The 26713-nt window shown below is 63.7% G+C and carries 24 protein-coding genes and 4 tRNA genes; 15 read left to right on the top strand and 13 right to left on the bottom strand.

Going from position 1 to position 26713, the window contains the following annotated elements:
- The first annotated feature begins 39 nt into the window (after positions 1-39).
- On the top strand, positions 40-1020 hold the full coding sequence (ttcA, locus tag HBJ55_RS04440; RefSeq protein WP_167111446.1) for a tRNA 2-thiocytidine(32) synthetase TtcA: 981 nt from the start codon (positions 40-42) through the stop codon (positions 1018-1020).
- A 90-nt stretch (positions 1021-1110) separates the two neighbouring features.
- Here ttcA and fnr read toward each other — a convergent pair whose 3' ends face one another.
- The 10 genes from fnr to ccoN all read right to left on the bottom strand — a co-directional run bounded on the left by fnr (position 1111) and on the right by ccoN (position 10747).
- Positions 1111-1857 (bottom strand): fumarate/nitrate reduction transcriptional regulator Fnr, encoded by a 747-nt coding sequence (fnr, locus tag HBJ55_RS04435; protein WP_167111444.1) that lies wholly within the window; start codon positions 1855-1857, stop codon positions 1111-1113.
- A 137-nt stretch (positions 1858-1994) separates the two neighbouring features.
- Positions 1995-2699, bottom strand: a complete 705-nt coding sequence (locus HBJ55_RS04430; RefSeq protein ID WP_167111442.1) for a sulfite exporter TauE/SafE family protein — start codon at positions 2697-2699, stop codon at positions 1995-1997.
- Positions 2699-2929: a cbb3-type cytochrome oxidase assembly protein CcoS gene (gene ccoS / locus HBJ55_RS04425; protein WP_167111439.1), complete on the bottom strand. Its 231-nt coding sequence runs from the start codon at positions 2927-2929 to the stop codon at positions 2699-2701. The genes HBJ55_RS04430 and ccoS overlap by 1 nt, the downstream gene beginning before the upstream one ends.
- Complete coding sequence (locus HBJ55_RS04420; RefSeq protein WP_167111437.1) at positions 2926-5400, bottom strand: heavy metal translocating P-type ATPase; 2475 nt, start codon at positions 5398-5400, stop codon at positions 2926-2928. The genes ccoS and HBJ55_RS04420 overlap by 4 nt, the downstream gene beginning before the upstream one ends.
- A 33-nt stretch (positions 5401-5433) precedes the next feature.
- Positions 5434-5943, bottom strand: a complete 510-nt coding sequence (locus tag HBJ55_RS04415) for a FixH family protein (RefSeq protein ID WP_422674168.1) — start codon at positions 5941-5943, stop codon at positions 5434-5436.
- Positions 5944-5948: 5 nt separating this feature from the next.
- On the bottom strand, positions 5949-7388 hold the full coding sequence (gene ccoG / locus HBJ55_RS04410; RefSeq protein WP_167111433.1) for a cytochrome c oxidase accessory protein CcoG: 1440 nt from the start codon (positions 7386-7388) through the stop codon (positions 5949-5951).
- A gap of 132 nt (positions 7389-7520) precedes the next feature.
- Positions 7521-8450, bottom strand: a complete 930-nt coding sequence (gene ccoP, locus HBJ55_RS04405; protein ID WP_167111431.1) for a cytochrome-c oxidase, cbb3-type subunit III — start codon at positions 8448-8450, stop codon at positions 7521-7523.
- Positions 8447-8686, bottom strand: coding sequence for a cbb3-type cytochrome oxidase subunit 3 (locus HBJ55_RS04400; protein ID WP_167111429.1), 240 nt, complete (start codon positions 8684-8686; stop codon positions 8447-8449). Before HBJ55_RS04400 ends, ccoP begins: the two co-directional genes overlap by 4 nt.
- A 2-nt stretch (positions 8687-8688) precedes the next feature.
- Complete coding sequence (gene ccoO / locus HBJ55_RS04395) at positions 8689-9297, bottom strand: cytochrome-c oxidase, cbb3-type subunit II (protein ID WP_167111426.1); 609 nt, start codon at positions 9295-9297, stop codon at positions 8689-8691.
- Between the two features lie 22 nt (positions 9298-9319).
- The gene (gene ccoN, locus HBJ55_RS04390) at positions 9320-10747 is read right to left on the bottom strand and encodes a cytochrome-c oxidase, cbb3-type subunit I (protein ID WP_167111424.1); all 1428 of its coding nucleotides are present in this window, start codon (positions 10745-10747) and stop codon (positions 9320-9322) included.
- A gap of 211 nt (positions 10748-10958) precedes the next feature.
- Between ccoN and HBJ55_RS04385 the strand changes: the two genes are divergently transcribed.
- The 8 genes from HBJ55_RS04385 to HBJ55_RS04350 all read left to right on the top strand — a co-directional run bounded on the left by HBJ55_RS04385 (position 10959) and on the right by HBJ55_RS04350 (position 19533).
- Complete coding sequence (locus HBJ55_RS04385; protein ID WP_167111422.1) at positions 10959-11642, top strand: alpha/beta family hydrolase; 684 nt, start codon at positions 10959-10961, stop codon at positions 11640-11642.
- A 128-nt stretch (positions 11643-11770) separates the two neighbouring features.
- Positions 11771-11846 (top strand) — tRNA-Val (locus HBJ55_RS04380).
- 47 nt (positions 11847-11893) lie between these two features.
- Positions 11894-11970, top strand: a tRNA-Asp gene (locus tag HBJ55_RS04375).
- A 26-nt stretch (positions 11971-11996) separates the two neighbouring features.
- Positions 11997-12073 (top strand) — tRNA-Asp (locus tag HBJ55_RS04370).
- A 196-nt stretch (positions 12074-12269) separates the two neighbouring features.
- A complete protein-coding gene (locus HBJ55_RS04365) occupies positions 12270-14306 on the top strand; it encodes an FAD-dependent oxidoreductase (RefSeq protein WP_338071965.1) in 2037 nt (678 codons plus the stop codon).
- Between the two features lie 423 nt (positions 14307-14729).
- Complete coding sequence (locus tag HBJ55_RS04360; protein ID WP_167111420.1) at positions 14730-16652, top strand: PrkA family serine protein kinase; 1923 nt, start codon at positions 14730-14732, stop codon at positions 16650-16652.
- Between the two features lie 23 nt (positions 16653-16675).
- Positions 16676-17959, top strand: coding sequence for a YeaH/YhbH family protein (locus tag HBJ55_RS04355; protein ID WP_167111418.1), 1284 nt, complete (start codon positions 16676-16678; stop codon positions 17957-17959).
- A 17-nt stretch (positions 17960-17976) separates the two neighbouring features.
- Complete coding sequence (locus HBJ55_RS04350; protein WP_167111416.1) at positions 17977-19533, top strand: SpoVR family protein; 1557 nt, start codon at positions 17977-17979, stop codon at positions 19531-19533.
- A gap of 41 nt (positions 19534-19574) precedes the next feature.
- On the opposite strand, the gene HBJ55_RS04345 is transcribed toward HBJ55_RS04350, so the two are convergent.
- Positions 19575-19889 carry a high-potential iron-sulfur protein gene (locus HBJ55_RS04345; RefSeq protein WP_167111468.1) on the bottom strand — a complete coding sequence of 105 codons (315 nt, stop codon included), beginning with the start codon at positions 19887-19889 and terminating at the stop codon, positions 19575-19577.
- A gap of 349 nt (positions 19890-20238) precedes the next feature.
- Here HBJ55_RS04345 and HBJ55_RS04340 point away from each other — a divergent pair, with 349 nt between their 5' ends.
- Positions 20239-20658: a CopD family protein gene (locus tag HBJ55_RS04340; RefSeq protein ID WP_167111414.1), complete on the top strand. Its 420-nt coding sequence runs from the start codon at positions 20239-20241 to the stop codon at positions 20656-20658.
- Positions 20659-20712: 54 nt separating this feature from the next.
- Here HBJ55_RS04340 and HBJ55_RS04335 read toward each other — a convergent pair whose 3' ends face one another.
- On the bottom strand, positions 20713-21177 hold the full coding sequence (locus tag HBJ55_RS04335; RefSeq protein ID WP_167111413.1) for a DUF2231 domain-containing protein: 465 nt from the start codon (positions 21175-21177) through the stop codon (positions 20713-20715).
- A gap of 144 nt (positions 21178-21321) precedes the next feature.
- Here HBJ55_RS04335 and coxB point away from each other — a divergent pair, with 144 nt between their 5' ends.
- The 5 genes from coxB to HBJ55_RS04310 all read left to right on the top strand — a co-directional run bounded on the left by coxB (position 21322) and on the right by HBJ55_RS04310 (position 26501).
- Positions 21322-22275, top strand: coding sequence for a cytochrome c oxidase subunit II (coxB, locus tag HBJ55_RS04330; RefSeq protein WP_338071964.1), 954 nt, complete (start codon positions 21322-21324; stop codon positions 22273-22275).
- On the top strand, positions 22272-24803 hold the full coding sequence (gene ctaD, locus HBJ55_RS04325; RefSeq protein WP_167111409.1) for a cytochrome c oxidase subunit I: 2532 nt from the start codon (positions 22272-22274) through the stop codon (positions 24801-24803). Before coxB ends, ctaD begins: the two co-directional genes overlap by 4 nt.
- Entirely contained in the window at positions 24800-25150 is a 351-nt protein-coding gene (locus tag HBJ55_RS04320; RefSeq protein WP_167111407.1) for a hypothetical protein, read from the top strand. Before ctaD ends, HBJ55_RS04320 begins: the two co-directional genes overlap by 4 nt.
- A gap of 106 nt (positions 25151-25256) precedes the next feature.
- Positions 25257-25532, top strand: coding sequence for an Lrp/AsnC family transcriptional regulator (locus HBJ55_RS04315; protein ID WP_043510462.1), 276 nt, complete (start codon positions 25257-25259; stop codon positions 25530-25532).
- A gap of 84 nt (positions 25533-25616) precedes the next feature.
- Positions 25617-26501 carry a DNA/RNA non-specific endonuclease gene (locus HBJ55_RS04310; RefSeq protein WP_167111405.1) on the top strand — a complete coding sequence of 295 codons (885 nt, stop codon included), beginning with the start codon at positions 25617-25619 and terminating at the stop codon, positions 26499-26501.
- Positions 26502-26625: 124 nt separating this feature from the next.
- Here the strand turns inward: HBJ55_RS04310 and HBJ55_RS04305 are convergent.
- A tRNA-Leu gene (locus HBJ55_RS04305) sits at positions 26626-26712 on the bottom strand.
- Between the last annotated feature and the right edge of the window lies 1 nt (position 26713).

The following is a 26713-nucleotide window of genomic DNA, read 5'->3' as shown; positions in this document are numbered from 1 at the left end:
GTTGCCATGGCGTCGCCTCCGGGCAGCGGCAGTGTTAGGATGGCCCCGTCATTCACTACGCTCTGGCTACCCGTGACCATGCAAGACGCCGCGATTTTCGATCCCCTTGTTGCCGCCAGCCCCGACGCTCACCAGGAGCAGGGCGAGGAGAGCGGGAAGAGTTCGCCGCTGGACGAGCTCAACGCCAAGGCTCGTCGTGAATTCAACAAGCTGCAGAAGCGCCTGCGCCGCCAGGTGGGCAATGCCATCATCGACTACGGCATGATCCACGAGGGTGATCGGGTCATGGTCTGCCTGTCAGGTGGCAAAGACAGCTACACCATGCTCGAGATCCTGCGTAACCTGCAGCGCAATGCACCGGTGAATTTCTCGCTGGTGGCGGTCAATCTCGACCAGAAGCAGCCGGGATTCCCCGAGCACGTCCTGCCCGAATATCTGGAATCCACCGGCGTCGAGTACTACATCCTCGAGCGTGACACCTATTCGGTGGTAAAGGAGAAGACCCCGGAGGGCAAGACCACCTGCGCGCTCTGTTCACGGCTGCGTCGTGGTTCGCTATATGGCTTCGCCGAGGAGATAGGCGCGACCAAGGTGGCGTTGGGGCATCATCGAGAGGATATCCTCGAAACGCTGTTCCTCAACATGTTCTATGGCGGCAGCCTCAAGGCCATGCCGCCCAAGCTGCTTTCCGACGACGGTAAGAACATCGTCATCCGCCCCTTGGCCTACTGCCGCGAGGCGGACATCGCCGAATTCGCGCGACTGATGGACTTCCCCATCATTCCCTGCAACCTGTGCGGTTCGCAGCCCAACATGCAGCGCCAAGTGGTCAAGGAGATGCTGGCCGAGTGGGAGCGCAAGCATCCCGGGCGCATCGAATCCATGTTCAAGGCGGTGACCAACGTGGCGCCCTCGCAGTTGGCCGACCGCGAGCTGTTCGACTTCGAGGGGCTCGAAGCCAAGCAGGCCCGATTGTGCGAGCGCCGGATCGACGCGTTGGATCTGTCGCCCGGCGGCTGAGCCCGAAACAGCCGATCCAAAGCGCAAAGCGAGAGACCCGCCGGCATTGGCCGCGCGGGTCTCTCGTCTTTCAACTTGTCGCCGTATGGCTCAGTGATCGTCCTGCGCCTGGGCCACCAGGGCCTCGAGATGGAGTATGTTCACTTCGCGTCCCGAGACCTCGACCAGCCCCTGCTGCTGGAAGCGGCCCAGAATGCGGCTGACCGTCTCCACCGCCAGGCCCAGGTAATTGCCGATATCGGCCCGCGACATGGAGAGGCGGAAGCTGTAGGGCGAATAGCCGCGGCGACGGAAGCGGTCCGACAGGCTGGAGAAGAAGCTGGCCAGGCGCTGGTCGGCGGTCTTGCGCGACAGCAGGCGCATCATCTTGCGGTCGTCGCGCAGCTCCTTGCTCATGCTGCGGTAGAGCTGGCCACGCAGTTCGGGCAGTTGCTCGGAGAGGCTGTCGAGGCGATCGAAGGGAATCTCGCACACGGTGGTGGTCTCGAGCGCGATCACGCTGCCGGGGTAGATCTGCTCATCGATGCCGTCGAGGCCGACCAGCTCACTGGGCAGGTAGAAATTAGTGACCTGATCCTCGCCCGAGCCCTCGGTGGTGATCTGCTTGAGGCTGCCCGAGCGAACGGCAAAGACGCTGTTGAAGGCACTGCCCTGGCGGAACAATGACTCGCCCTTCTTCAGTGGAGAGCGGCGTCGGATGATCGCATCGAACTGCTCCATGTCCTCGAGTTCCAGAGCGAGAGGCAGGCACAGCGAACTCAAGCTGCAGTTCTGGCAGCGGGTTTCATGCAGCAGTGAGCGCCGCTTGCCGAGCGCATTGGCCGCGTTGACCGGCATGCTCCACCTCCTTGATCATCGTCATGGAGGCATTATGGAACATTAATGATGCAGGTGAAATGCCCCTTGCGACAACCAACCATGCGGACCGTCCCAGCCCGCTGCGAGGCGTTCAGCGGCAGCAGGGCACAGCGCCGTCAATGATGACCCGTGGCACCCAGCGGTAGCAGGACGACGACCTGCCACAAGGCGAAGGCGATGATGGCGAGGGCAGCCAGGGTGCGGGTCGCCGGGTGGCGTATCAAGGCGCCCAACTGGCGCGCGGCGAAGCCGGTGACCAACAGCGAGGGCAGGGTGCCGAGCCCGAAGGCACCCATCAGCGCCGCGCCGCGCAGCGGATCCGCCGTAGCCAGGCTCCAGGCCAGCATCGAATAGACCAGCCCGCAGGGCAGCCAGCCCCATACCGCGCCGAGGCCGATGGCCTGGGGGATTTTCACTACCGGCATCAGCCGCTTGCCGATGGGCTCCAGATAGCGCCACAGGTGCCTGCCCACGGCTTCCACCCGCAACAGACCCTTCCACCAGTTGGCGATATAGAGCGCCATCAGGATCAACATGACGGCGGCGAACAGCTGCAGCCCCGTGCGGGCGGCCGGCGTCAATGCCACCACGGTGCCGAGCGAGGCGACCAGCGTGCCGGCGGCCATGTAGCTCAGGATACGGCCAAGGTTGTAGCCGAGCAGCAGCCCGGTGAGCCGGGCGGGGCTGCGCATGCTGGGAGGGACGGCGAAGGTCAGTGCGCTCATGATGCCGCCGCACATGCCGATGCAGTGCGCGCCACCGAGCAGGCCGAAGACGAAGGCCGCCAGCAGTGGCGGCAGACCGAGTCCGGTGGGATCCATCAGCGCTCCGCCGGGCCGTCGCCCTCTTCGGATGGCTTGCGCTGGGCGGCCTGGCGCCGTCTCTCGCGCTCCGCCGGGGGCAGGTCGTTCTCGTCATCATCGAACAGGATGCGATGGGCCGGGCCCTCGAGGTCCTCGAACTGGTCGTTCTTGACTGCCCAGAAGAAGGCCCATACGGCCAGGCCGAGCAGGATCAGCGAGAGCGGGATGAGCAGGTAAAGAATCGTCATGCATTCACCAATCGTGCGTCGGGGCTCGATATCGGGCCGGGACGCAGGCGGAAGCGGTTGAGGCGCAGCGCATTGCCCACCACCACCAGCGAACTGCCCGACATGCCCAGCGCCGCGACCCAGGGCGGCACGATGCCGATGGCGGCCAGCGGCAGGGCCGAGAAATTGTAGAACACCGACCAGATCATGTTCTGGCGCATGATATGCCGCGTGGAGCGGGCGATTTCGATCGCCTCGACGATACGCATCAGGCGCGGACTCAGCAATACCGCGTCGGCGCTGGTGCGGGCCAGGTCGGTGGCGCCGTTCATGGCAATCGAGACGTCGGCGCCGGCCAGTACCGGCACGTCGTTGATACCGTCGCCGATCATGGCGACCTTCTCGCCGACGGCTTGGCACGCGCGGATGCGCTCGAGCTTGCCTTCCGGGCTGACGCCGGCATGCCAGGTGTCGATGCCCAACTGCTCGGCCAGGCCGCTCACGGCACTGGGCGTGTCGCCCGAGAGCAGCTCGACCTGCATGCCGCGAGCCTTCAGCGCTGCCACGCTCTCGGCGGCGTCGTCGCGCAGCCTATCGCGCAGGGCGAACCAGGCGCGCGGCTCGCCGGCCTCGCCGAGCAGCAGCCATTGTCCGTCACCCGGCGCCTCGGGAGCCTGGCCGGGGCAGACGAAGTCGGGGCGCCCAAGGCGCCAGCGCTTGCCGTCGATCACTCCCTCCACGCCTTGGCCGGTGCAGCTTCTCCTGTCACTCGCCTCCAGCGTGGCATCGCGCCAGGGGCGGAAGGTGCGGGCAATGGGATGCTCCGAGCGGGCCTCTAGCGCTGCACCGATTGTCCTGGCGCGCTGCGCTGCGATTCCCCCGAGCGTGCATGTGTCGACCAACTGCATCTCGCCGCAGGTCAACGTGCCGGTCTTGTCGAAGATCACCCGATCGACCTGGGACAGCGATTCGATGGCATCGGCGCGCGTGATCAGCACGCCCCTTCGCCGCAGTTGGCCGTGGCCGGCGGTGAGCGCGGTGGGCGTGGCGAGCGCCAGGGCGCAGGGGCAGGTCACAACCAGCACCGAGAGCGTCACCCACAGCATCCGAGAGGGATCGATGAACCACCAGGCGGTGGCGACCACGGCCGTGACCAGCAGCAGGCGCAGCACGAACAGATGCGACATGCGTGCCGCCATCTGCGCCAGGCGCGGCCGGCTGGCGAAGGCGCGGTCGGTGAGGTCGACGATGCCGGCCACGCGCGCCTCTTTGCCGGCATGCGTGACACGCACTACCAGCGGACTCTCGATGTTCTGGCTGCCACCGGTAACGCCATCACCGACGCGGCGGGTCACCGGCAAGTATTCGCCGGTGAGCATCGATTCGTCGAGGCTCGATTCGCCCTCCTCGATCACGCCGTCGGCAGGCACGCCGTGGCCGGGCTTGATCACGACGCGGTCACCTGCGGCGAGTTCGCTGGCGGGCAGGATGCGCTCTTCGCCGTTCTCCTCCAGGCGCACCGCGGAGAGTGGCAGGGCGCCGCTCAAGGCGTTGCCGGTATGGCCACTGCGGCGCCGCGCGCGCGCTTCGACGTAGCGTCCGAAGAGCAGGAAGAAGGTGAACATCGTCACCGAGTCGAAGTAGACCTCTCCGGTGCCCGAGAGTACGGCATAGGCACTGGCGAAATAGGCGCCGCCGATGGCGATGGAGACCGGCACGTCCATGCCCAGCATACGGGCACGCAGGTCGCGTGCGGCATTGCGAAAGAACGGCATGGCCGAGAAGAACACCACCGGCGTGGCCAGGGCGAACGAGAGCCAGTGAAAGAGGGCATAGAAGTCCTCGCTGATCTCGCCGGGGCCGGACACGTAGATGGGAATCGAGAACATCATCACCTGCGCCATGCCTACCGCGGCCACGATCAGGCGACGGATATTCATGCGCTCCTCGAACTGAAGACGTTGCTGGGCCGCGTCGGGTTCGTAGGGCTGAGCAGCGTAGCCGATGGCGGCCATTTCGGCGAGTAGACGTGACAGCTTCAGTCGGGTCGGATCCCAGGCCACGCGCACGCGATGGTGGCTAAGGTTGACGGCGCTGGATGTGACCCCCTCGAGAGCGTTTAGCCGGTGCTCTATCAGCCAGGCACAGGCGGCACAGGTGATGCCGTCCACCGCCAGCGTCGCGTGGACCTGACCGGTATCCCCGTCGGCGTGGACGAACTGACGCTGCAGGCCGGGGTCGTCGAATACCGCCCAGGTCTCCGCCTTGACTGCCTGCCGCTCGTCGGGGCGTTCCGGTAGCTCGGTGCGGAAGCGATAGTAGCTGGCCAGCCCGCCATCGACGATGGCATGGGCCACCGCTTCGCAGCCGGGGCAGCACAGAGGATGAGTGGCCTCGTCGAGCGTGATCGACCAGGGGGCCTGGGCAGGCACCTGGTTGCCGCAGTGATAGCAGCTCGGGCTCGTCTCCGCCTGGCTGGCGGTCAGGCTCATGTCGTTATCCGTCAAGGGGCGTCATTGCTCGTATCAGCTGCGCTGCGGTACGCCAGGCGTGAGGCTGAAGCTCTCCTCGCTGGGAAAGCGTGCCTCGCCCACCAGGCGCCACTCGGCCGCTTCAGTGCTGGGCTGCAGTTGCAGGTACCAGCGGTGACGCAGATTGTCGGGTGCCTGGCCCAGGTAGCGGCCGTCGCGCACGTGCACCAGCGTCAGGTCCTGGTCGCGGTCGTCCTGCGTGGGGAAGATCAGTCGCAGGTGGAGCTGCTCGGGGCGGTCCTCGCCATCGAGCTGGACGATGATGTCGCTGGTCAGTGGGTCGATGCGCAGGTCGGCACCGAGATTCAGCTCGTTGGCGCGCTGCTGCTTGGCCAGCACTATGTTGATGGCGCGACCATGCTCATAGTAGTCCTCCTGGACCATGCCGTCGAAGGAGCGGACCGAGAGCACGGCAAAGGTCGAGCTGACGATGATTGCCGAAAATAGCAGGCCGAGCAGGAACCAGGGCCAAAACTGCTTGTACCAGGGAGCGTGAGTGTGCATTTCGGTCATCTCCGGGTATTGCCGATGAAGCGGGTTTCGCGCTCGAGCGCGATGTTCTCGTCGTACTGCGACTGCAGCAGCAACTCGATCGGATGGCTGGGCAGCTCCAGCACGGCGGGGTCGGCGGTGACCTGCACGGCGAACAGCCGTGAGGTGCCGGCCGGTGCCTGTAGCGTCTCGGTGTCGAGTTCGAGGCCGGGCAGGCCGCGGACGTCGAGTCGGTAGCCATGATCCCGGTCGTCGAGGTTGCGTACCGTCAGGGTATAGACGTTGCTGATACGTCCGTCACGGGTCATCTGGTAGAGCTGGCCGCGCTCGCGTTCCACTTCGAAATTGAGTGGCATGCGGTCGCCCAGCGCCCAGACGAACAGACCGATCATCACCATCAGGGCGGCGAAGTAACCGAGCAGGCGAGGGCGTAGGATATGAGACCGCTTTGCCTCGAGCGCGTTCTCGGTGGTGTAGCGAATCAGTCCGCGCGGATAGTTCATGCGGTCCATCACGCTGTCGCAGGCATCGATGCACGCCGCGCAGGTAATGCACTCGTATTGCAGTCCGTTGCGAATGTCGATGCCGGTGGGGCAGACCTGCACGCACAGATCGCAGTCGACGCAGTCGCCATGACCGGCCTCGCGGGCCTCGGCATGGCTGAGGCTCTTCTTGCGCGAGCCCCTGGGCTCGCCGCGGGTGGCATCGTAGGAGACGATCAGCGTATCGGCGTCGAACATCACCGACTGGAAGCGCGCGTAGGGGCACATGTAGATGCACACCTGTTCGCGCAACCAGCCGGCGTTGAGATAGGTGAAGACGAGAAAGAAGCCGCTCCAGAAATATGACCAGCCATGGGCCTGCAGGGTAGGCAGCTCGATCACGAGATCGCGAATCGGCGTGAAGTAACCGACGAAGGTGACCCCGGTGGCCAGTGCAATGGCCAGCCAGACGCCGTGCTTGGCGACCTTGCGCCAGGCCTTGTCGAGGCTAAACGGTTCGCTGTCGAGCTTGATGCGGCGATTGCGCGAACCCTCCAGGCGATGCTCCACCCAGATGTAGAGAAAGGTCCACACGCTCTGCGGACAGGTATAGCCGCACCATACGCGCCCGGCGAACACGGTGATGAAGAACAGACCGAACGCACAGATGATCAACAGCCAGGAGAGCAAGATGAATTCCTGGGGATAGAAGGTCGCGGCGAAGATGTGGAATTCGCGCCCGGGCAGGTCGAACCAGATCAGCGGGCGGTCGCCCCAGGTCAGCCACGGCAGGCCGAAGAAGGCCAACATCAGGAGCCAGTTTGCGACGCGGCGTACTCGCTGGAAGAGCCCTTTGATCTCTCGCACGTAGATATGACGCCGCTTGGCGTACATGTCCTGCCGGACCGTCGCCGGGGGCGTGTGGTGGCCCACCGTTTCCGGGGTCACGTCTCGAGTGGGAATCTTGTCGCTCATGTCGGACTCGCGGCGGGCAACGCTGGCCCGCATGGGGAAGGCAATGAAGAGGGCTTCATTGTATCGAGAGCCCGTCGCCTGGCGGGGCAGTGCGACGGTGGGTCGCACTGCCCCGCCTGGAGGCGGGTGGCCTCAGTCGCGGTCGCGCAGACTGTAGATATAAGCGGCTACCAGGTGGACGCGCTCTTCGCCGATGTAGGCTTCCTGAGCCGGCATATGGCCGTTGCGGCCGTTACGCAGGGTCTGTCGTACCGAATCGAGGACGCTCTGACCGGGGGCCTGGTAGAGCCAGGTATCGTTGGTCAGGTTGGGCGCGCCCAGCGCCTGGGTGCCGGTGCCGTCGGGCCCGTGGCAGGCCGCACACACCGAGGTGTAGACCGCCGAACCCAGTTCGGCACGCTCGGCGTCGTGCTCCAGGCCAGAGAGCGACAGTACATGGTTGGCGACGTTCTCGATGTTCTCCTCGCCGAGCTGCTGCCAGGAGGGCATCAGGCCGTTGCGCCCGCGCACCAGGGTGGTCAGGATCTGCTCCGGCTCGCCACCGTACAGCCAGTCGTCGTCGGTCAGATCGGGAAAGCCGTAGCCGCCCTGAGCGTTGGAACCGTGGCACACCGCACAGTTGTTCTGGAAGATCCGGCCGGCAACCCGCATGGCTTCGGCGTCCTGGGCCAGTTCGGGAATCGGGATCTCCTCGTACTGGGCGAAGATCGGCGTGAAGCGCTCTTCGGCACGGGCGACCTCCTCTTCCCATTGGCCCTCCTGGGTCCAGCCGAGCAGGCCGGCAAAGTTGCCCAGGCCCGGATAAAGCAGCAGGTATCCCAGTGAAAACACCACGGTGCCGACATAGAGCTGGAACCACCAGCGCGGCAGCGGGTTGTCGTACTCCTCGATCTCGTCGGCGGCATGGCCGGTGGTTTCCACGTTGCCTTCGGCATCGGGCACCTTGTCGGTCTTGCGATTGGAGTACAGGATCCAGAAAGCGAAGGCGATGGAGCCCAACGTGATCAAGATGATCCAGGCGCTCCAGAACCCGGAAAGGGAGTCATCCCAAAGATTGCTCATGCGTTTTCGTCTCCCCTGTCTTTACGGGAATCGGCTTCGCCTGCCTGCTCGCGGTGCGAGCCCTGCTGCGAGGCGCTGCGGTCTCGGTTCGATTGTTCGTCTTCATCGGCGAACGGCAAGTGAGCCGCTTCGTCGAAGTCCGGCTTGCGCCGACGGGAATAGGCCCACCAGACGATGCCGAGGAAGGCGATGATCAGCAGACCGGTGATGATGCCGCGAAAGGTACCGGTATCCATGATCAGCGCGTGCCCTCGAGTACGGTCCCCAACTGCTGCAGGTAGGCCACCAGTGCCGTGATTTCCTGCTGGCCACGCACCTCGCGCGTGGCGCCCTCGATGTCCTCATCGGTGTAGGGCACGCCGAGGCTGCGCAGGACTTCCATCTTGCGCGGGGTGTCCTCGCCGTCGAGGGTGTTCTCGAACAGCCAGGGATACGCCGGCATGACCGACTCCGGCACCACGTCGCGGGGGTTGTACATGTGGGCGCGATGCCAGTCGTCGCTGTAGCGACCGCCGACACGGGCCAGATCCGGGCCGGTACGCTTGGAGCCCCACAGGAAGTTGTGCTCGTAGACCGACTCGCCGGCCACACTGTAGTGGCCGTAACGTTCGGTTTCGGCGCGGAACGGACGAATCATCTGCGAATGGCAGCCCACGCAGCCCTCGCGGCGATAGATGTCGCGGCCTTCCAGCTCCAGCGCCGAGAGGGGGCGCAGGCCATCGACCGGTTCCGTGGTCTGCTTCTGGAAGAACAGCGGCACGATCTCGGCCAGGCCGCCGAAGCTGATCACCACCAGGATCAACACGGCGAGTAGGCCAACGTTCTTTTCGATGATCTCGTGTTTCATTGGTGTCGGTTTCCCCGGTTGCTCAGGCGGTCTGCGGCAGCGGCTGCTGGCCCAGGGCCTGGCTGCGCTTGACGGTCATGAAGACGTTGTAGGCCATGATCAGCATGCCGGTGACCCAGAACAGGCCGCCGATCAGGCGCACGATGTAGCCCGGACCGCTGGCTTCGACGGCTTCGATGAAGGTGTACATCAACGTGCCGTCGGGGTTGATGGCTCGCCACATCAGGCCTTGCAGGATGCCGTTGACCCACATGGCGGCGATGTAGAGCACGGTGCCGATGGTGGCCAGCCAGAAGTGCACGGCAATCAGTCCCACCGAGTGCATCTCGGTGCGGCCGAACAGGCGCGGAATCAGGTGGTACATGGAGCCGATGGTAATCATCGCTACCCAGCCCAGCGCGCCGGCATGTACGTGGCCGATGGTCCAGTCGGTGTAGTGGGACAGTGCGTTGACCGTCTTCACCGCCATCATCGGACCTTCGAAGGTGGACATGCCGTAGAACGACAGGGCCACGACCAGGAAGCGCAGGGTTGGATCGGTGCGCAGCTTATGCCAGGCGCCGGAAAGGGTCATCATGCCGTTGATCATGCCGCCCCAGGAGGGCGCCAGCAGAATGATCGACATCACCATGCCCAGCGACTGCGCCCAGTTGGGCAGGGCGGTGTAGTGCAGGTGGTGCGGGCCGGCCCACATGTAGATCATGATCAGCGCCCAGAAGTGGACGATCGACAAGCGGTAGGAGTAGATGGGGCGCTCGGCCTGCTTGGGCACGAAGTAGTACATCATGCCGAGGAAGCCGGCGGTCAGGAAGAAGCCCACCGCGTTGTGCCCGTACCACCACTGCACCATGGCGTCGATGGTGCCGGCATAGATGGAGGTGGAGTACATCCACGACACCGGGATCGCGGCGTTGTTGACGATGTGCAGCACCGCCACGGTCAGGATGAAAGCGGCGAAGAACCAGTTGGCCACATAGATGTGGGAGGTCTTGCGCTGCTTGATGGTCATCAGGAAGACGATGGCATAGCTGACCCAGACCACGGCGATCAGGATGTTGATCGGCCACTCGAGCTCGGCGTACTCCTTGACGGTGGTGTAGCCCAGCGGCAGCGTGATCACCGCCGACACGATCACCGCTTGCCAGCCCCAGAAGGTGAAGGCGGCGAGCCGGTCGCTAAACAGCCGTGTCTGGCAGGTGCGTTGTACCACATAGTACGAGGTTGCCATCAGCGCGGAGCCGCCGAAGGCGAAGATGACCGCGTTGGTGTGCAACGGGCGCAGGCGGCCGAAGCTCGTCCAAGGCAAGTCGAGGTTGAGTTGCGGCCATACCAGTTGTGCGGCAAGGATGACACCGAGGAGCATGCCCACGATGCCCCACACCACTGTCATGATCGCGAACTGCCGAACTACCTTGTAGTTGTAGGTCGGATGCTCTAATGCTGTGCTCATGTCAGGTTCCCGTCGAACGCATATCGAGAGCTCGCGGTGGCGCTGGCCACGGCAAGAATCCCGGTTGAGGGTAATGCAGGTTAGAAAGCAGGGCGGATTCTAGCGCAGCCGCCTGACAGACTGAAACAAGGATACAGGCGAAACTCGTATAGGAAATTGACGTGTGTCCAACTTTGCACGTTTAGATTCGGTAGCCATTGGCTTACTCCAGATGCGTGAACAGGGAGGCGGCCGGGAGCCTGGGCGCTGGCTCGTCGACGGGCTCGGGCCGCTCGAAGTGAGGGGCAGTGGCAGCGTGGGGCGCCTGCTGATCGCCCATGGTGCGGGGGCTGGGCAGCATTCGCTTTACATGAATCAATTACGAGATGCACTTGCCGAACAGGGCGTGCAGACCCTTGCCATAGAGTTCGCCTACATGCAGCGTGCACGGCGGGAAGACAGGCGAATTCCGCCGCCACCCATTGACCAACTGGTAGAAGAATTGTCGCGCTGGTGCGACATTCTGACACATCCTCAAGGGGGTACTCTGTGGCTCGGCGGGAAATCCCTTGGTGGCCGGGTGGCCAGCCTGCTGGCGACGCGAGAACGAGCGGCCGGCTTGGTGCTGTGTGGCTACCCTTTCCACCCGCCGCGTAAACCCGAGAAGTTGCGCCTCGCACACTGGCCACGGATCACCTGTCCCACTCTGGTGGTGCAGGGCAGTCGCGATCCCTTCGGTAGCCGCGATGAAGTTGCCCACTATGAACTGGCTGGCCAGAGGCAGCTGCACTGGTTGGAGGATGGCGACCACGACTGGAAACCGCGACGACGATCGGGTCGTACCCAGGCGGAATTGATCGAGGAGGGTGCGGCCGTGATCGCCGCCTTCATGAAAGCGCACGGGGCGTCAGGATGACCAATGTTACGGATGGCGCGGGCTGTGGCGATTGTCGCTGCGGGAACCCGCCTCTTCGATAGCGTTTTGCATGGCCAGGGCATTGACAACCAAGCCGATCCCTGTAGAATTCAGCGCCACGTGACCAGGGGTGGTTAGCTCAGCTGGGAGAGCACCAGCCTTACAAGCTGGGGGTCACAGGTTCGAACCCTGTACCACCCACCATCGCTCTCGAACTCGAAGCAATGGTGATCACGTAGGAAGCAAACAGCGGACCGGTAGTTCAGTCGGTTAGAATGCCGGCCTGTCACGCCGGAGGTCGCGGGTTCGAGTCCCGTCCGGTCCGCCATCGTTTCCATTGCTGCGTCATCTGTTGGACCGGTAGTTCAGTCGGTTAGAATGCCGGCCTGTCACGCCGGAGGTCGCGGGTTCGAGTCCCGTCCGGTCCGCCATCCGATTTCAGGCCCCGAGCTCCAGGCTCGGGGCCTTTTCGTATCGTCTATACTCCCTCCGTCTTGCTTTCGCCCGCCATGCCTGGGTCGCGGCGTCTCCCCGTAGCGAGAGCAAAGCGTACTTCGTCTTTGGGCGTAAGGCTCGCTTTTCCTTTGCGCCTGTCGCCTGGCTATCATACAGTTGTTTGAAATAACCGTGACTCGACCCAAGGAGGAGTTCGGCGTGCGCTATCCTCATCTTTTTCGTCCGCTCGAGGTGGGCCACCTGACGCTGCCCAACCGCGTGCTGATGGGCTCCATGCATACCAATCTCGAAGAGGCGCCGAATGGCTTTGCGCGCCTGGCGGCCTTCTATGCCGAGCGCGCCCGCGAGGGCGTGGGCTTGATCGTTACCGGTGGTATCGCTCCCAATGCGGAAGGTGCGGTGTTCCAGGGCGCCGCCACGCTGGAGCGAGCCGAGCAGGTGGCCGACCATCGCGGCGTGGTCGAGACGGTACATGACGAAGGCAGTCATATCTGCATGCAGATACTGCATGCCGGACGCTATGCCTATTCGCCCGAACTGGTGGCGCCATCGCCGATCCAGGCGCCGATCAACCCCTTTACTCCACGCGAGCTCAGCGACGACGAGGTGGAGCGCCAGATCGACGATTACGTGCGCTGTGCTTCCCTGGCGCGTGAGGCCGGTTACGACGGTGTCGAGGTGATGGGCTCCGAGGGCTACCTGATCAATCAGTTCCTGTGCCTGCGCACCAATCACCGCAGCGATCGCTGGGGCGGAGCGTTCGAGAACCGCATGCGCTTTGCGGTCGAGATCGTGTCGCGCATTCGCCAAGCAGTGGGAGACGATTTCCTGATCATCTTCCGCCTGTCGATGATCGATCTGGTGGAAGAGGGCAGCAGCTGGGACGAGGTAGTGGCACTGGGGCGCGCCATCGAGACTGCCGGCGCCAGCCTGATCAACACCGGCATCGGTTGGCACGAGGCGCGCGTGCCGACCATCGTCACCAGCGTGCCGCGGGCGGCCTTCACCGAGGTGACCCGGCGCATGAAGGCTGAACTCTCCATTCCTCTGATCACCACCAACCGCATCAACATGCCCGAGGTGGCCGAGCGGGTCCTGGCCGAGGGGCATGCCGACATGGTTTCCATGGCGCGTCCCTTCCTGGCCGACCCGGCCTGGGTGAGCAAGGCGGCCGAGGGGCGGGTCGACGAGATCAATACCTGCATTGCCTGTAACCAGGCATGCCTCGACCACACCTTCCAGGGCAAGCTTACTTCCTGTCTGGTCAATCCCCAGGCATGCCATGAGACCGAGCTCGTGGTCGAGCCGGTCGAGACGCCGCGCGACGTAGCCGTGGTCGGTGGCGGCCCGGCAGGTATGGCGGCGGCGCTCACCGCCGCCCGGCGCGGCCATCGCGTTACGCTGTTCGAACGCACCGGCGAGCTCGGCGGGCAGTTCAACCTGGCGCGCAAGATTCCCGGCAAGGAGGAATTCGACGAGACGTTGCGCTACTACAAGGTGATGCTCGCCAAGCATGGCGTCTCGGTGAAGCTCGGCAGCGAGCCGGACGTGCAGACGCTGCGCGGTTTCGAGGCGGTGATCCTGGCCAGTGGCGTACGCCCGCGACGGCTCGACCTGCCGGGCATCGATCACCCCAAGGTGATGAGTTATCCCACGGCGATCCTGCATCCCGAGCGCGTGGGGCCGCGTGTGGCGATCATCGGCGCCGGTGGCATCGGCTTCGACGTGGCCGAGCTGCTCACCCACGTGGGGCATCCGTCGCTGGATCTTGAGGCCTGGTGTGCCGAGTGGGGAGTGGACCTCGGCGTCGCCGAGCGGGGCGGACTGCGGGCGCCCGAGCGGCCCGACACGCCACGACAGGTCGACCTGCTGCAGCGCAAACGCTCCAAGCCCGGCAAGGGGCTGGGCAAGTCGACCGGCTGGGTGCACCGCATGTCGCTGCGACACCGCGGCGTCGAGGCGTTGGCCGGCTGTGAATATGTAGGCATCGACGACGCTGGCCTGCACATCCGCCACGTCGAGGAGCCGCGCTTGCTGGAAGTCGACAGCGTGGTGGTCTGTGCCGGTCAGGATCCGGTGCGTGAGCTGCTCGATCCGCTAAAAGAGGCTGGCGTGGCGGTGCATCTGATCGGCGGGGCCGACGAAGCCGCCGAGCTCGACGCCAAACGCGCCATCGACCAGGGCACGCGGGTGGCGGCCGGACTGTAGCGTGTAGCGTTGACAGACGAACCCGCCTGGGCAGCTAAGCTGAAAAAATCTCTTGCTGCCCAATCGCTACCTGCCTGCAATGTGCGACGGTTGGTCGCCCGACCGTTCGTCGTGCCGCCGAACCCTCCCTTCATGGCATTTTCCGACGCCGAACCCGGCGCCGACCGCCTGTCATGCGCCTTTCGTCGCCTAGGCGCCTCTTGCAGCGAGGCGAACAAGGTAGGCCTTGCTGTGCGTCTTAACAGCGTTTAATGCCGCGCTCTCATCCATCGAACCCTTGGCGCCTTCGGCGTTCTCATGATTATCCTTACCTTGCGTTGATTCTTTGCCACCCACTCCGCCCCGAAGTGGCTAGGCTGATGAGTAACCCAAGGCGGCCATTCCGACCGGGTGGCCGACAGGGTAGGCAAACAGGAGGCTTCGATGAGCATCTTCGATCATGTGCAGAACCGCTTCTCTCGTGTCCAGCAGGAGGAAATGAGCCTGCAGGAGTACCTGGAGCTGTGTCGTGAGGACCCCATGGCCTACGCCAGCGCCGCCGAGCGGATGCTGAAGGCCATCGGCGAACCCGAGGTGATCGACACTGCCAAGGATCCGCGGCTCTCCCGAATCTTTTCCAACAAGGTGATTCGCCGCTATCCGGCCTTTGCCGAGTTCTACGGCATGGAGGAGGCGATCGAGCAGATCGTGGCTTACTTCCGCCATGCCGCCCAAGGGCTCGAGGAGCGCAAGCAGATCCTCTATCTCCTGGGGCCGGTGGGCGGTGGCAAGTCGTCGCTGGCCGAACGGCTCAAGCTGTTGATGGAGCGGATCCCGTTCTACGCCATCAAGGGCTCGCCGGTATACGAATCGCCACTGGGCCTGTTCTCTCCCGAGGAGGATGGCGAGCTGCTCGAGAAGGAGTACGGCATCCCGCGCCGCTACGTGAAGAGCGTGATGTCGCCCTGGGCGGCCAAGCGGCTCAAGGAGTATGGCGGCGACATCTCGCAGTTCAAGGTGGTGCGGCTGTATCCCTCGCGGCTCAACCAGATCGCCATCTCCAAGACCGAGCCGGGCGACGAGAACAACCAGGACATCTCCTCGCTGGTGGGTAAGGTCGATATCCGCCAGCTCGAACTCTATTCACAGGACGACCCGGACGCCTACAGCTTCTCCGGTGGCCTGTGCAAGGCCAACCAGGGCCTGATGGAGTTCATCGAGATGTTCAAGGCGCCGATCAAGGTGCTGCACCCGCTGCTGACCGCCACCCAGGAAGGCAACTACAACCCCACCGAGGGCATGGGGGCGATTCCCTTCGACGGCATCGTGTTGGCCCACTCCAACGAGAGCGAATGGCAGGCGTTCCGCAACAATCGCAACAACGAGGCATTCCTCGACCGCGTCTATATCGTCAAGGTGCCCTACTGCCTGCGTGTCACCGAAGAGATCAACATCTACAAGAAGCTGCTCGAGCACTCTTCGCTCGATCAGGCGCCCTGCGCTCCCGACACCCTGCGCATGCTGGCCCAGTTCTCGGTACTCTCGCGGCTCAAGGAGCCGGAGAATTCGAGCATCTACTCCAAGATGCGCGTCTACGACGGCGAGAATCTCAAGGACACCGACCCCAAGGCGAAGTCAATCCAGGAGTATCGAGATTCGGCCGGCGTCGATGAGGGCATGGATGGGCTCTCCACGCGCTTCGCCTTCAAGATCCTGTCGAAGGTCTTCAACTTCGACAACCACGAGATCGCCGCCAACCCGGTGCATCTGCTCTACGTCCTCGAGCAGCGCCTCGAGCAGGAGCATCTGCCCAAGGAGACCTTCGAGCGCTACCTGCGTTACATCAAGGAGTTCATGGCGCCGCGCTATGTCGACTTCATAGGCAAGGAGATCCAGACCGCCTACCTCGAGTCCTACTCCGAGTACGGCCAGAACATCTTCGACCGCTACGTGACCTACGCCGACTTCTGGATACAGGACCAGGAGTATCGCGATCCGGAAACCGGGGAGCTGTTCAACCGTCAGGCGCTCAACGAAGAGCTGGAGAAGATCGAGAAGCCGGCGGGCATCTCAAATCCCAAGGATTTCCGTCACGAGGTGGTCAACTTCGTGCTGCGGGCGCGAGCTCAGAACAACGGCATGAACCCGAGCTGGCAGTCCTACGAGAAGTTGCGCGGGGTGATCGAGCACAAGATGTTCGCCAACACCGAGGAACTGCTGCCGGTGATCTCCTTCAACGCCAAGGCCTCGACCGCGGACCAGAAGAAGCACGAGGACTTCGTGGCCCGCATGAAAGATCGCGGCTACACCGAGAAGCAGGTGCGGCTGCTCTCGGAGTGGTACCTGCGGGTGCGTAAATCGCAATAACCGGCGCGAGCCAGGAGGTCAACATGACCTATTTCATCGATCGACGCGCCAACGCCAAGAACAAGAGCGCCGTGAACCGCCAGCGCTTCCTCGACCGCTACCGGACGCACATCAAGCGCTCGGTCGAGGAGGCCGTCAACCGCCGCTCGATCACCGACATGGAGCGTGGCGAGAAGGTCTCGATTCCGACTCGCGACATTTCGGAGCCGGTCTTCCAGCATGGCCCCGGCGGCAAGCGCACCATCGTCAGCCCCGGCAACAAGGAGTTCGTCGAGGGCGATCGTCTGCGCCGCCCCGGTGGGGGCGGCGGTGGAGGGGGCGCCGGCGAGGGCAATGCCTCCAACCAGGGCGAGGGCATGGACGAGTTCGCCTTCAGCCTGACCCGCGAGGAGTTTCTCGACTTCGTCTTCGACGGCCTGGAACTGCCGCACCTCGAGCGCAAGGCGCTCAAGGACCTGGATGAAGTGAAGCCGGTGCGTGCCGGGGTCACCCGCGACGGGGTACCGGCGCGGATCAATATCGTGCGTTCCATGCGCGAGGCGTATGCCAGGCGCATTGCCATGCGTGCCCCCATCCGTCGTGCGCTGCGAGAGGCGCAGGAATCGCTGAAAGAGGAAGAGCGCAAGGACCCGGTGCTGCGTAACCCATCTCGCATCAGCGAACTCAAGGCCGAGATCGAGCGTCTCGAGAAGCGTCTCGAGGCGGTGCCGTTCATCGACACCTATGACCTGCGTTACAACAACCTGATCAACCAGCCGCAGCCTTCGAGCAAGGCGGTGATGTTCTGTGTCATGGACGTTTCCGGCTCCATGACCCAGGCCCACAAGGACATCGCCAAGCGCTTCTTCCTGCTGCTGTATCTCTTCCTCGAGCGCAACTACGAGAAGGTCGAACTGGTCTTCGTGCGCCACCATACCGCGGCCAAGGAGGTCGACGAGGAAGAGTTCTTCTACTCACGCGAAACCGGCGGCACCATCGTCTCCAGTGCCTTGACGCTGGTCGACGAGATCATCACTCGTCGCTATCCCCCTTCACAGTGGAATCTCTATGTGGCCCAAGCCTCGGACGGCGACAACTGGGACGACGATTCGGTGAACTGCCGCGAGCGGTTGATGAAGACGCTGATGCCGCGCCTGCAGTACTACACCTACGTGGAGATCACCCCGCATGCACATCAGGCACTGTGGGAGGAGTACGAGACGGTGGCTGCAGAATTCCCCGACCGTTTCGCCATGCGCCAGATCGTCGAGGCGGGCGACATCTATCCGGTGTTCCGTGAGCTGTTCAAGCGCCGCGCCGCCCATTGAGCGAACGAGGAGGCAACATGACCCGACGCAAGCCGATTGCCACCGGTTCCGACTGGAACTTCGAGATCCTCGATGCGTACGAGCGGGAGCTGGCCAGGCTGGCCGATGAGTATCGGCTGGACACCTATCCCAACCAGATCGAGATCATCACCACCGAACAGATGATGGATGCCTATGCCAGCGTGGGGATGCCGGTGGGATACCATCACTGGTCGTTCGGCAAGCAGTTCCTGGCGGTGGAGCAGGCCTATCGGCGCGGCCAGATGGGGCTCGCCTACGAGCTGGTCATCAATTCGGACCCCTGCATCGCCTATCTCATGGAAGAGAATACGCTGATGATGCAGGTGCTGGTCATGGCTCACGCCTGCTATGGCCACAACTCCTTCTTCAAGGGCAACTACCTGTTCCGCACCTGGACGGACGCGAGTTCGATCGTCGATTACCTGGTTTTCGCCCGCCGCTACGTGGCCGAGTGCGAGGAGCGCCACGGGGTGACCGCCGTCGAACAGCTGCTCGACGCCTGCCATGCCCTGCAGAACTACGGTGTCGACCGCTACAAGCGGCCGTCACCCATCTCCGCCGAAGAGGAGGTGCGGCGGCAGGCGGAGCGCGAGGAGTACCTCCAGGCCCAGGTCAACACGCTGTGGCGTACCATTCCAGGGCGTCAGCAGGCCGACGCCCTGCCCGGCAGCCTGGACAGCGAGGAGGATCCCCTGGGACTGCACACGGCGGGGCGCTATCCTCCCGAGCCCCAGGAGAACCTGCTCTATTTTCTCGAGAAGAACGCACCGCTGCTGGCGCCCTGGCAGCGCGAGATCGTGCGTATCGTGCGCAAGCTGGCGCAGTACTTCTATCCCCAGCGCCAGACTCAGGTCATGAACGAGGGCTGGGCCTCCTTCTGGCACTACACGTTGATGAACCGGCTCTACGATGAAGGCCTGGTCGACGAGGGATTGATGCTGGAGTTCCTGCAGTCGCACACCGCCGTAGTCAGTCAGCCCGGTTTCGACAGCCCCTTCTACAGCGGTATCAATCCCTATGCGCTGGGCTTTGCCATGTTCAGCGACATCAAGCGCATGTGCGAGAACCCCACCGACGAGGACCGTGAGTGGTTTCCCGACACCGCGGGTAGCGATTGGCTCGAGGCGGTGCATTTCGCCATGCGTAATTTCAAGGACGAGTCGTTCATCCAGCAGTTCCTCTCACCCAAGGTGATGCGCGACCTCAAGCTGTTCAGCATCGTCGACGACGATCAGGAGGAAATGCTCGAGGTGGCCGCCATCCACGACGAGCGTGGCTATCGCCGGATTCGCGAGGCCTTGGCGCAGCAGTATGCGCTGTCCCTGCGAGAGCCCAACATTCAGGTCTACGAGGCCAACATCCGTGGCAATCGCTCGCTTACCCTGCATCACGTGCAGGACAGCCGACGCCCGATGGGCCGTAGCGTCTATCCGGTGATCCGGCATCTGCATCAGCTGTGGGGCTTCCCCGTGCGCCTGGAGTCGCTCTCCGAAGAGGGAGCGGTCGTCCGGCGCTATCAGTGGCCGCTACCCGATGAGGAAGGAAAGGAGTAGTACGAGGAAAAGGAGGGGCGCTGGCGGGCCTTGGGCCCGCCTCAGTCCACGCTGACCCAGGATTGGCACCATCCGCCGGGCTCGACGCTGTTCTGGGGAAACAGCTGGCAGCCTTCGCTGCGCCGCTCGAAGAACATGCAGGTGCTGCAGGATTCACCCTCTTCATAAGCCGGATGGTCACTGGCTTGCTCGGCCGCTTCGACATAGTTCAATGCCTGGGCCTGCTCGTCGTTGGGGTCGAGCCTTGGCAGGCTCTGGGCGAAGGCTCGACGTGACATGACGCCGATTCCCAGGGGCAGGGCAGCTACGCCCAGCAGGCTGTAACGTAGAAAGGCACGTCGGCTCTGTTCGGCCAAGGGGAGGCTCTTTTTGGCCATGGATGACTCTCCTGCTTCAACACGGTCAAGGAAGAATACCCGTTTCAGACCAGACTGGCGCCAAGGTTGGTGCTGATACATCGGCCTGGCTATCTGACTCAACGAGGGACATGAAGTTCTTCGCGTCAGCAGAGGGAACACTTTTTCTACCAAGGTCGCAATTGCAGAGTGTTGCGCTGCATTTCCGCTTGGTGTCATGCGGTTTCAGCAGAGCCGCTTATGTAAGGGGAGAGGCCGTGCGTGGCGGATGCAAGTCGTCCGGTAAACCTGGCCCCGCTGCCCTACATTGGTTAGGGTGGGTTCACACTGCTGCTGCAAGGATGCTGTTATGCCGTGGATCAAGGTTCTGCACATCGCCACGCTGCTGTGCTGGTGTGCTTCCCTGCTTTATCTCCCTGCCATGTTGCTGGCTGGCGCCAGGTCGCGGGGGGCTTCTTCGTTCGATCTGCCCGTGCCGATCATCCTGCGTTTCGTTTTCACCCATATCGCCACGCCTTTCGCTCTGCTCGCAATCATGAGCGGTACCCTGTTGTTCATTGTCGGCCAGATTGCAATGGGCTGGTTGGTGCTCAAACTCGCCGCCGTCAGCGGTATGGTGCTGTGCCATGTCCTGTGCGGGGGGCTGATCGTGCGGCTGGAGCGGGAACGACACCGCTTTCTGTTACCCGCAAGCGGGCTGATCGCCGTCACGTCGGCCGTGTTGATGCTCACTGTCCTGGTGCTTGTGCTGAGCAAGCCATTTGTTTGAGGCATGACAAGGAGAGTTACGATGTGCCATTCGCCCCGCCATGCATGGTCCGCCTCACTTGTCGTCGATCTCCACTCCCACCGCATCTTCGTAGACCAGCGTGCCGCCAAGGGCACCGGTCAGGCCGACCAGGACTGCAGTGAGGAGGGTCAGGGCGACAGCCCAGGGCAGCAGGTTGGCGGAGTCCAGGAAGCGCCACAGCCAGTTGAGCGAGGCCAGCGACAGCATCATCACTGCCACGATGGCGTGACACCAGCCGAGGAGCTTGCGTCGGATCTGACGGATCGTGACCAGGTCGATCAGGCCCACGGTGCTGGCGATCCAGCCACTCAATGCGCCGATACCGGCCAACCACAGGCTCGCCTTGGCCCAGAACGCGTTCCCGGAATAAAGGTAGGCAGCATCGCTGCCGACCAGCAGCAGCAGGCATGCGACAGGAAAGTGGACGAGGGTGGGATGCATCGGGTGGCCGAATATGGCAATACGGCTATTGATGGTGCGGATCGGTTTGTCGGCCATGTTCGCGTCCTTTGCGATCTGTTCAATACTCTCTCTGGCATTCAACGCCTTGGTCGGTACCGGGTCAACCGGCTACGCCGGACAATCTGGTATGCAGGTCCTCTGCTTGGCCTGCTGGCCGGCTGCAGTGGCGAGATGTCGACCATGGATGCTGCGGGTCCGGCGGCCCAGGACCAATTCTGGGTCTGGTGGGCGATGCTCACCGTCAGCTTGATCGTTGCCGCTGTGGTATTTGTGCTGTGGCTCTTCACCTTCCGACGGCGAGAGCAGCCGCAGCGCACGGCGCGGGAAGAGCGACGTATCATGCTGCGCTGGGTGCTCGGCGGAGGGGTCGCGCTACCGGTGGCCAGCATCATCGCGCTGTTGGTATTCGCTGCACCCACCGGCCGCGGCATGCTGCCGCTGCCGCTTGCCGAAGGTGAAGCCGAGCGCATCGAGGTGGTCGGTCACCAGTGGTGGTGGGAGGTGCGTTACCCCGGCGCTAACGGTGAGCGGGACGTCGTCACCGCCAACCGACTAGTGATGCCGGCCGGCGAACCCGTCGACTTTCGCCTGACCAGTGCCGATGTCATTCACGCCTTCTGGATTCCGCGCCTGGGGGGCAAGCGGGACATGGTGCCCGGGCGCCATTCCACCGTCCGCCTCGAGGCGGAGTCGTCCGGTGTCTTCGGCGCTCAGTGTGCCGAATACTGCGGTGCGCAGCACACTCACATGCTGCTCCACGTCGAAGCGCTCGAGCGTGATGAATTCGAGGCCTGGCTGGCCGAACGCCGCTCACCGCACCAGCTGCGTGACGGATTCGACGAGGCGCAGGAAGCCTTCGGCGAGCACTGCGCGGCTTGCCATACGGTGGATGGCTTCCCCGAGGAGCTCATCGTCGACGACATGTCCCACGACATCGAGGGCCCCGACCTCAGCGACATCGGCTCCCGACCCACGTTGGGCGCCGGTGTGTTGCCCATGGAAGAGGGCGCCATCGCTTATTGGCTGCAGCACCATCAGACGCTCAAGCCCGGCAACCGGATGCCGCCCCATAACCATATCGATACCGAGACACTTGAAGATATCGGTGCCTGGCTGGAGACGTTGGAACCATGAGCGATACCAAGGACGCGACGCTGACCCCCGGAATACGCCGGCTGCACGAGGGTATGGCCAGAGTCTGGGCCAATCCGGCCGGCCTGGGCGCTTTGACCGTAGTCAACCATACCAGCGTTGGCCTGCGCTTCATGGTGACCGGGGCGGTCTTCTTCCTGATCGGCGGGCTGCTGGCGATGCTGATCCGCACCCAGCTCGCCTTTCCCGACAACGACTTCATGTCGCACGAGACCTACAATCAGGTCTTCTCGATGCACGGCACGGTGATGATGTTCCTGTTCGCCATCCCCATTCTCGAGGGAGTGGCGATCTACATGATCCCCAAGATGATCGGCGCCCGCGACCTGGTCTGCCCGCGGCTCTCGGCCTTCGGTTATTTCTGCTATCTGTTCGGCGGCATCATCCTGACCTCCAGCCTGGTGCTGGAGATGGCCCCATCAAGCGGCTGGTTCATGTACACCCCGCTCAGCAGCGGCGATTACTCCCCGGGGCGCGGCTCGGACTTCTGGCTGCTGGGTATCACCTTCGTCGAGATATCCGCCCTTTCCGCCGGGGTGGAGCTGGTCGTATCGATCCTGCGCACGCGTACCGAAGGCATGGCGCTGCACAAGATGCCGCTGTTCGCTTGGTACATCCTGGCCATGGCGCTGATGATCGTGGTCGGCTTCCCGCCGTTGATCCTGGGCAGCATCCTGCTCGAGCTGGAGCGTGCCGCCGGCATGCCGTTCTTCGACGTGGCGGGCGGTGGCGACCCGGTGCTCTGGGCGCACCTGTTCTGGCTGTTCGGGCATCCCGAGGTCTACATCATTTTCCTGCCGGGGGCGGGTATCGTCTCGACCTTGTTGCCGGTCTTCGCCCGGCGCCCCATCGTCGGCTACGGCTGGGTGGTGGCCGCCATCGTGATCATGGGCTTCATCAGCTTCGGCCTGTGGGTGCATCACATGTTCACGCTGGGCATCCCGCAGCTGGCGCTGGCCTTCTTCTCGGCGGCGAGCATGCTGGTGGCGATTCCCACCGGCATCCAGATCTTCGTCTGGCTCTCCACGCTGTGGCTGGGGCGGCCGGTGATGTCGCTGCCGATGCTGTGGATCGTCGGCTTCCTGGTGATCTTCGTGCTGGGCGGGCTGACCGGGGTGATGCTGGCTCTGGTGCCGTTCAACTGGCAGGTTCACGATACACACTTCGTGGTCGCTCACATGCACTACGTGCTGGTGGGGGGCATGCTGTTCCCGTTGATGGCCGGGCTCTACTACTGGCTGCCGCTGGTCTCGGGGAGAATGCCGTCGGAGCGGCTTGGCAAGTGGAGCTTTTGGCTGATCTTCCTCGGCTTCAACGTCACCTTCCTGATCATGCACTGGACGGGACTACTGGGCATGCGCCGGCGCGTGTTCACCTACGACAGCGCCATGGGCTGGGATATCTACAATCTGATTTCGTCGGTGGGCGGCTTCATGATGTCTGCCGGCGTGGCGCTGCTGATCCTCGACATTGCGCTACATTTTCGCTTTGGCCGGAAGGCACCGCAGAATCCCTGGAATGCCGACACCCTGGAGTGGGCCATGCCCAAGCCGCCCACGCCCTATAACTTCGTCAGCCTGCCGCGGCTCGAGACGCGCCATCCGCTGTGGGACGACCCCGAACTGCCGCGCACCATCACCGAGGGGCAGCATGGCCTCAACACCATCGACCATGGCCGACGAGAGACCTGGGGCAGCGATGCCCTGACTGGCAAGCTGCGCGAAGTGGTGCACTTGCCCACCAACTCCTGGTGGCCATTCTTCGCTGCCCTGTCCCTGGCAGTGGTGTGCATCTGCCTTCTGGTCAGGCTCTATCCGCTGGCGGGCGTGGCGACACTGGTGGCGGCCGTGTTCCTGCTGCGCTGGTCATGGGAGAACGGGGCGCATCCCAAGGCTGCGCCCGACGCTACGGTGGCGCCCGGCCAGCCTCCGCTGCATTCACGCACCATGAATGGCCCCGGGGTCTGGACCATGTCGGTTGCCCACCTGGCCAACGGTTCGTTCTACCTCTCGCTGCTGTTCGGCTGGTTCTACCTGTGGACCGTGGCCCCCGAATGGCAGATGCCGGAAACGTCTCCGCTCTCGCTGCCGCTGCTGGCGGGGGCGGGCCTCGCGTTGACGCTGGGCAGCGCGTGGCTGGCCAAAATGGTACGTCGCTTGCGTCGGCACAACGATTCGGGGCTCGGCGGGGGCATGTACCTGGCCGCCGGGCTCGGTGCGCTGCAGTCGGCTCTGCTGGGCCTGGCGATCTGGCAGGCGGGGCTGGCACCCAGCGAAACCGCCCATGATGCTACGCTACTGGTGGCGCTCGCCTACGTGCTGATCCATGCGCTGCTGGGGGCGCTGCTGTGTCTGTTGCAGGGGTTGCGGGTCGGCTACGGCTTCGTCGGCGCCGAGGCGCCCCTCGAGCCGGTGGTGGTGCTGCGCCTGTGGTACTACAACCTGGTCGTCTACTGGAGCCTGTTCGTGGCTGTCTGGGTCATGCCGACACTGCTGGGAGGGGCCTCATGAAGCGCCTGTTGAGGATGGCTCATCCAATTCATCTGGTTGTCGGCCCAACCATCTGGGGGCTCTGGTTCGTGGCCATCTATGCCGGACTTTCGGTGGCCTGCTCGGTGGCGCCTCCCACGCCGGAGCAAGGCATGCTGACCGGCATCAACATCGCTGTGGGGCTGGCCACGCTGGCCACCACCGTGCTGCTGCTGGGGCTGAGCTGGGCCGGTGTCACGGCGGCCCGTCGGGCAGGGCTTCACCGCGAATGCTACTTTGCCTTCACCTCGGCAGGGGTTTATCTGTTCTCGGCGGGTGCCACGCTGTTCATCGGCTACCCGGTGGTGTTCCTGCCGCCTTGCATTTAGATGACAGGGGCTGAACCGTGATTCAGCCCCTGTGGCCGGCCTGCTATACTCGCGCCAGCGCGGCCGTGCCAAGCCGCACGATTTTTTTTAACGGGGAGGGTGCCCGATGCAAAATGCCGTGATCCTGATCAACACCGACAAGGGCCAGGTCAAGGCGGTGGCCGAACGGCTCGCCGACGTCGAGGGAATCAGCGAGGTCTACTCCACTTGCGGCCGCTACGACCTGGTGGCGATCGCCCGCACCCGTGATTTCGAGAGCCTGGCCGAGCTGGTGACCGAGCGCCTCAATGCCGTCGAGGGCATTCGCGATACCGAAACCCTGAATGCCATGCAGGTGCATTCCCGGCACGATCTTGAAACCATGTTCTCGCTGGGCTGGTAGCCCGGCGGTTCTCTTTTCTCAATACTCTGGAGGCTGAGTGCCGGCGCCGAGACGTGCCGGCAGCGGCACCATTCGGAACGATCCATGGCCTTAGCACGTTCTCGCAGCAGGCGCCGCCGCGCTTCGCTGCCACGCTGGCGCTCCCGCATCCGCCAGTTCGCTATCTCGCTCGTTTTCGTGCTGGTCGGCAGCGGCCTGTGGTACACCCAGGAACAGGGGTACCGCGACCAGTTGAGCTGGATGGGCGTGCCTACCTGGGAAAGCCCAACCCCCTTGAGCGTCCACCGCGTGCTGCGCAACGACGGTTTCCTGGTCGGCTGGTCGGACGTGCGGGTCAACCCGCTGTGGGTCAGCTATCTGCTGCACGAGGTGGAAGACCCGAGGGCAGGGGCCAGGCCCGACTTTCGCCAGGATTGGCGCACCCTTTGGCCAATCGGCGCCGACAGCTATTTCGGCAGCGGCTACGACCGCGGTCATCTGGCTCCCAACTACGCCATTGCCGCGGTGCATGGACGCCAGGCCCAGCAGCAGTCGTTCCTGATGAGCAACATCACTCCCCAGCGGCCCGATCTCAACCGCCGGCTGTGGCAGCGCCTGGAGGAGGTGGTAATCGACCACTTTGTGCCGCGCTTCGGCGTGGTGCAGGTGATTACCGGTCCGGTCTTCCCCGAACGCTTCCTCGACAACGTGACCAATCGGGTGGGGCTCGTCGAGATCCCCGAAGCCTTCTACAAGATCGTCGTGGTACCGGCCGAGGAGCCCAGGGCGCTGGCCTTCATCATGCCTCAGGATGTGCGCGGCGACGAACCGCTGGATGACTACCTGGTGAGCATCGACGCGGTGGAGGCGCGCACCGGCCTCGATTTCTTCCCGAACCTGCCCGAAGAGGTGGCCGCAGTGCTGGAAGGGGAGGTCGTCGCCGAGGGGTGGGCGTTGGAAGAGGTGGCGCGCTTGCCCGCCCGTTATTGAAATAAATGGCTGCGCGAGGAATCACAGGCACAAAAAAACCGCGATCTGGTCGCGGTTTCTTTTAATTCGTTAATTCGCTCTGAAAATGCTCAGCTTGCATGACGCGATCTGCTCATGAGAGCGGTGGTGCCCAGGAGAGGACTTGAACCTCCACATCCGTAAGGATACTAGCACCTGAAGCTAGCGCGTCTACCAATTCCGCCACCTGGGCG

It is taken from the genome of Billgrantia bachuensis (genome assembly GCF_011742165.1).
GTDB classification, from domain to species: Bacteria; Pseudomonadota; Gammaproteobacteria; order Pseudomonadales; family Halomonadaceae; genus Halomonas; species Halomonas bachuensis.
This window is presented reverse-complemented; position numbering and strand designations above follow the sequence as displayed.

Excerpts from the sequence above, each read along its gene's own strand:
- ttcA (WP_167111446.1), top strand. The coding sequence starts at position 40 with ATGGCCCCGTCATTCACTACGCTCTGGCTACCCGTGACCATGCAAGAC.
- fnr (WP_167111444.1), bottom strand. The coding sequence starts at position 1,857 with ATGCCGGTCAACGCGGCCAATGCGCTCGGCAAGCGGCGCTCACTGCTG.
- HBJ55_RS04430 (WP_167111442.1), bottom strand. The coding sequence starts at position 2,699 with ATGGATCCCACCGGACTCGGTCTGCCGCCACTGCTGGCGGCCTTCGTC.
- ccoS (WP_167111439.1), bottom strand. The coding sequence starts at position 2,929 with ATGACGATTCTTTACCTGCTCATCCCGCTCTCGCTGATCCTGCTCGGC.
- HBJ55_RS04420 (WP_167111437.1), bottom strand. The coding sequence starts at position 5,400 with ATGAGCCTGACCGCCAGCCAGGCGGAGACGAGCCCGAGCTGCTATCAC.
- HBJ55_RS04415 (WP_422674168.1), bottom strand. The coding sequence starts at position 5,943 with ATGCACACTCACGCTCCCTGGTACAAGCAGTTTTGGCCCTGGTTCCTG.
- ccoG (WP_167111433.1), bottom strand. The coding sequence starts at position 7,388 with ATGAGCGACAAGATTCCCACTCGAGACGTGACCCCGGAAACGGTGGGC.
- ccoP (WP_167111431.1), bottom strand. The coding sequence starts at position 8,450 with ATGAGCAATCTTTGGGATGACTCCCTTTCCGGGTTCTGGAGCGCCTGG.
- HBJ55_RS04400 (WP_167111429.1), bottom strand. The coding sequence starts at position 8,686 with ATGGATACCGGTACCTTTCGCGGCATCATCACCGGTCTGCTGATCATC.
- ccoO (WP_167111426.1), bottom strand. The coding sequence starts at position 9,297 with ATGAAACACGAGATCATCGAAAAGAACGTTGGCCTACTCGCCGTGTTG.
- ccoN (WP_167111424.1), bottom strand. The coding sequence starts at position 10,747 with ATGAGCACAGCATTAGAGCATCCGACCTACAACTACAAGGTAGTTCGG.
- HBJ55_RS04385 (WP_167111422.1), top strand. The coding sequence starts at position 10,959 with ATGCGTGAACAGGGAGGCGGCCGGGAGCCTGGGCGCTGGCTCGTCGAC.
- HBJ55_RS04360 (WP_167111420.1), top strand. The coding sequence starts at position 14,730 with ATGAGCATCTTCGATCATGTGCAGAACCGCTTCTCTCGTGTCCAGCAG.
- HBJ55_RS04355 (WP_167111418.1), top strand. The coding sequence starts at position 16,676 with ATGACCTATTTCATCGATCGACGCGCCAACGCCAAGAACAAGAGCGCC.
- HBJ55_RS04350 (WP_167111416.1), top strand. The coding sequence starts at position 17,977 with ATGACCCGACGCAAGCCGATTGCCACCGGTTCCGACTGGAACTTCGAG.
- HBJ55_RS04340 (WP_167111414.1), top strand. The coding sequence starts at position 20,239 with ATGCCGTGGATCAAGGTTCTGCACATCGCCACGCTGCTGTGCTGGTGT.
- HBJ55_RS04335 (WP_167111413.1), bottom strand. The coding sequence starts at position 21,177 with ATGGCCGACAAACCGATCCGCACCATCAATAGCCGTATTGCCATATTC.
- coxB (WP_338071964.1), top strand. The coding sequence starts at position 21,322 with ATGGATGCTGCGGGTCCGGCGGCCCAGGACCAATTCTGGGTCTGGTGG.
- ctaD (WP_167111409.1), top strand. The coding sequence starts at position 22,272 with ATGAGCGATACCAAGGACGCGACGCTGACCCCCGGAATACGCCGGCTG.
- HBJ55_RS04320 (WP_167111407.1), top strand. The coding sequence starts at position 24,800 with ATGAAGCGCCTGTTGAGGATGGCTCATCCAATTCATCTGGTTGTCGGC.
- HBJ55_RS04315 (WP_043510462.1), top strand. The coding sequence starts at position 25,257 with ATGCAAAATGCCGTGATCCTGATCAACACCGACAAGGGCCAGGTCAAG.
- HBJ55_RS04310 (WP_167111405.1), top strand. The coding sequence starts at position 25,617 with ATGGCCTTAGCACGTTCTCGCAGCAGGCGCCGCCGCGCTTCGCTGCCA.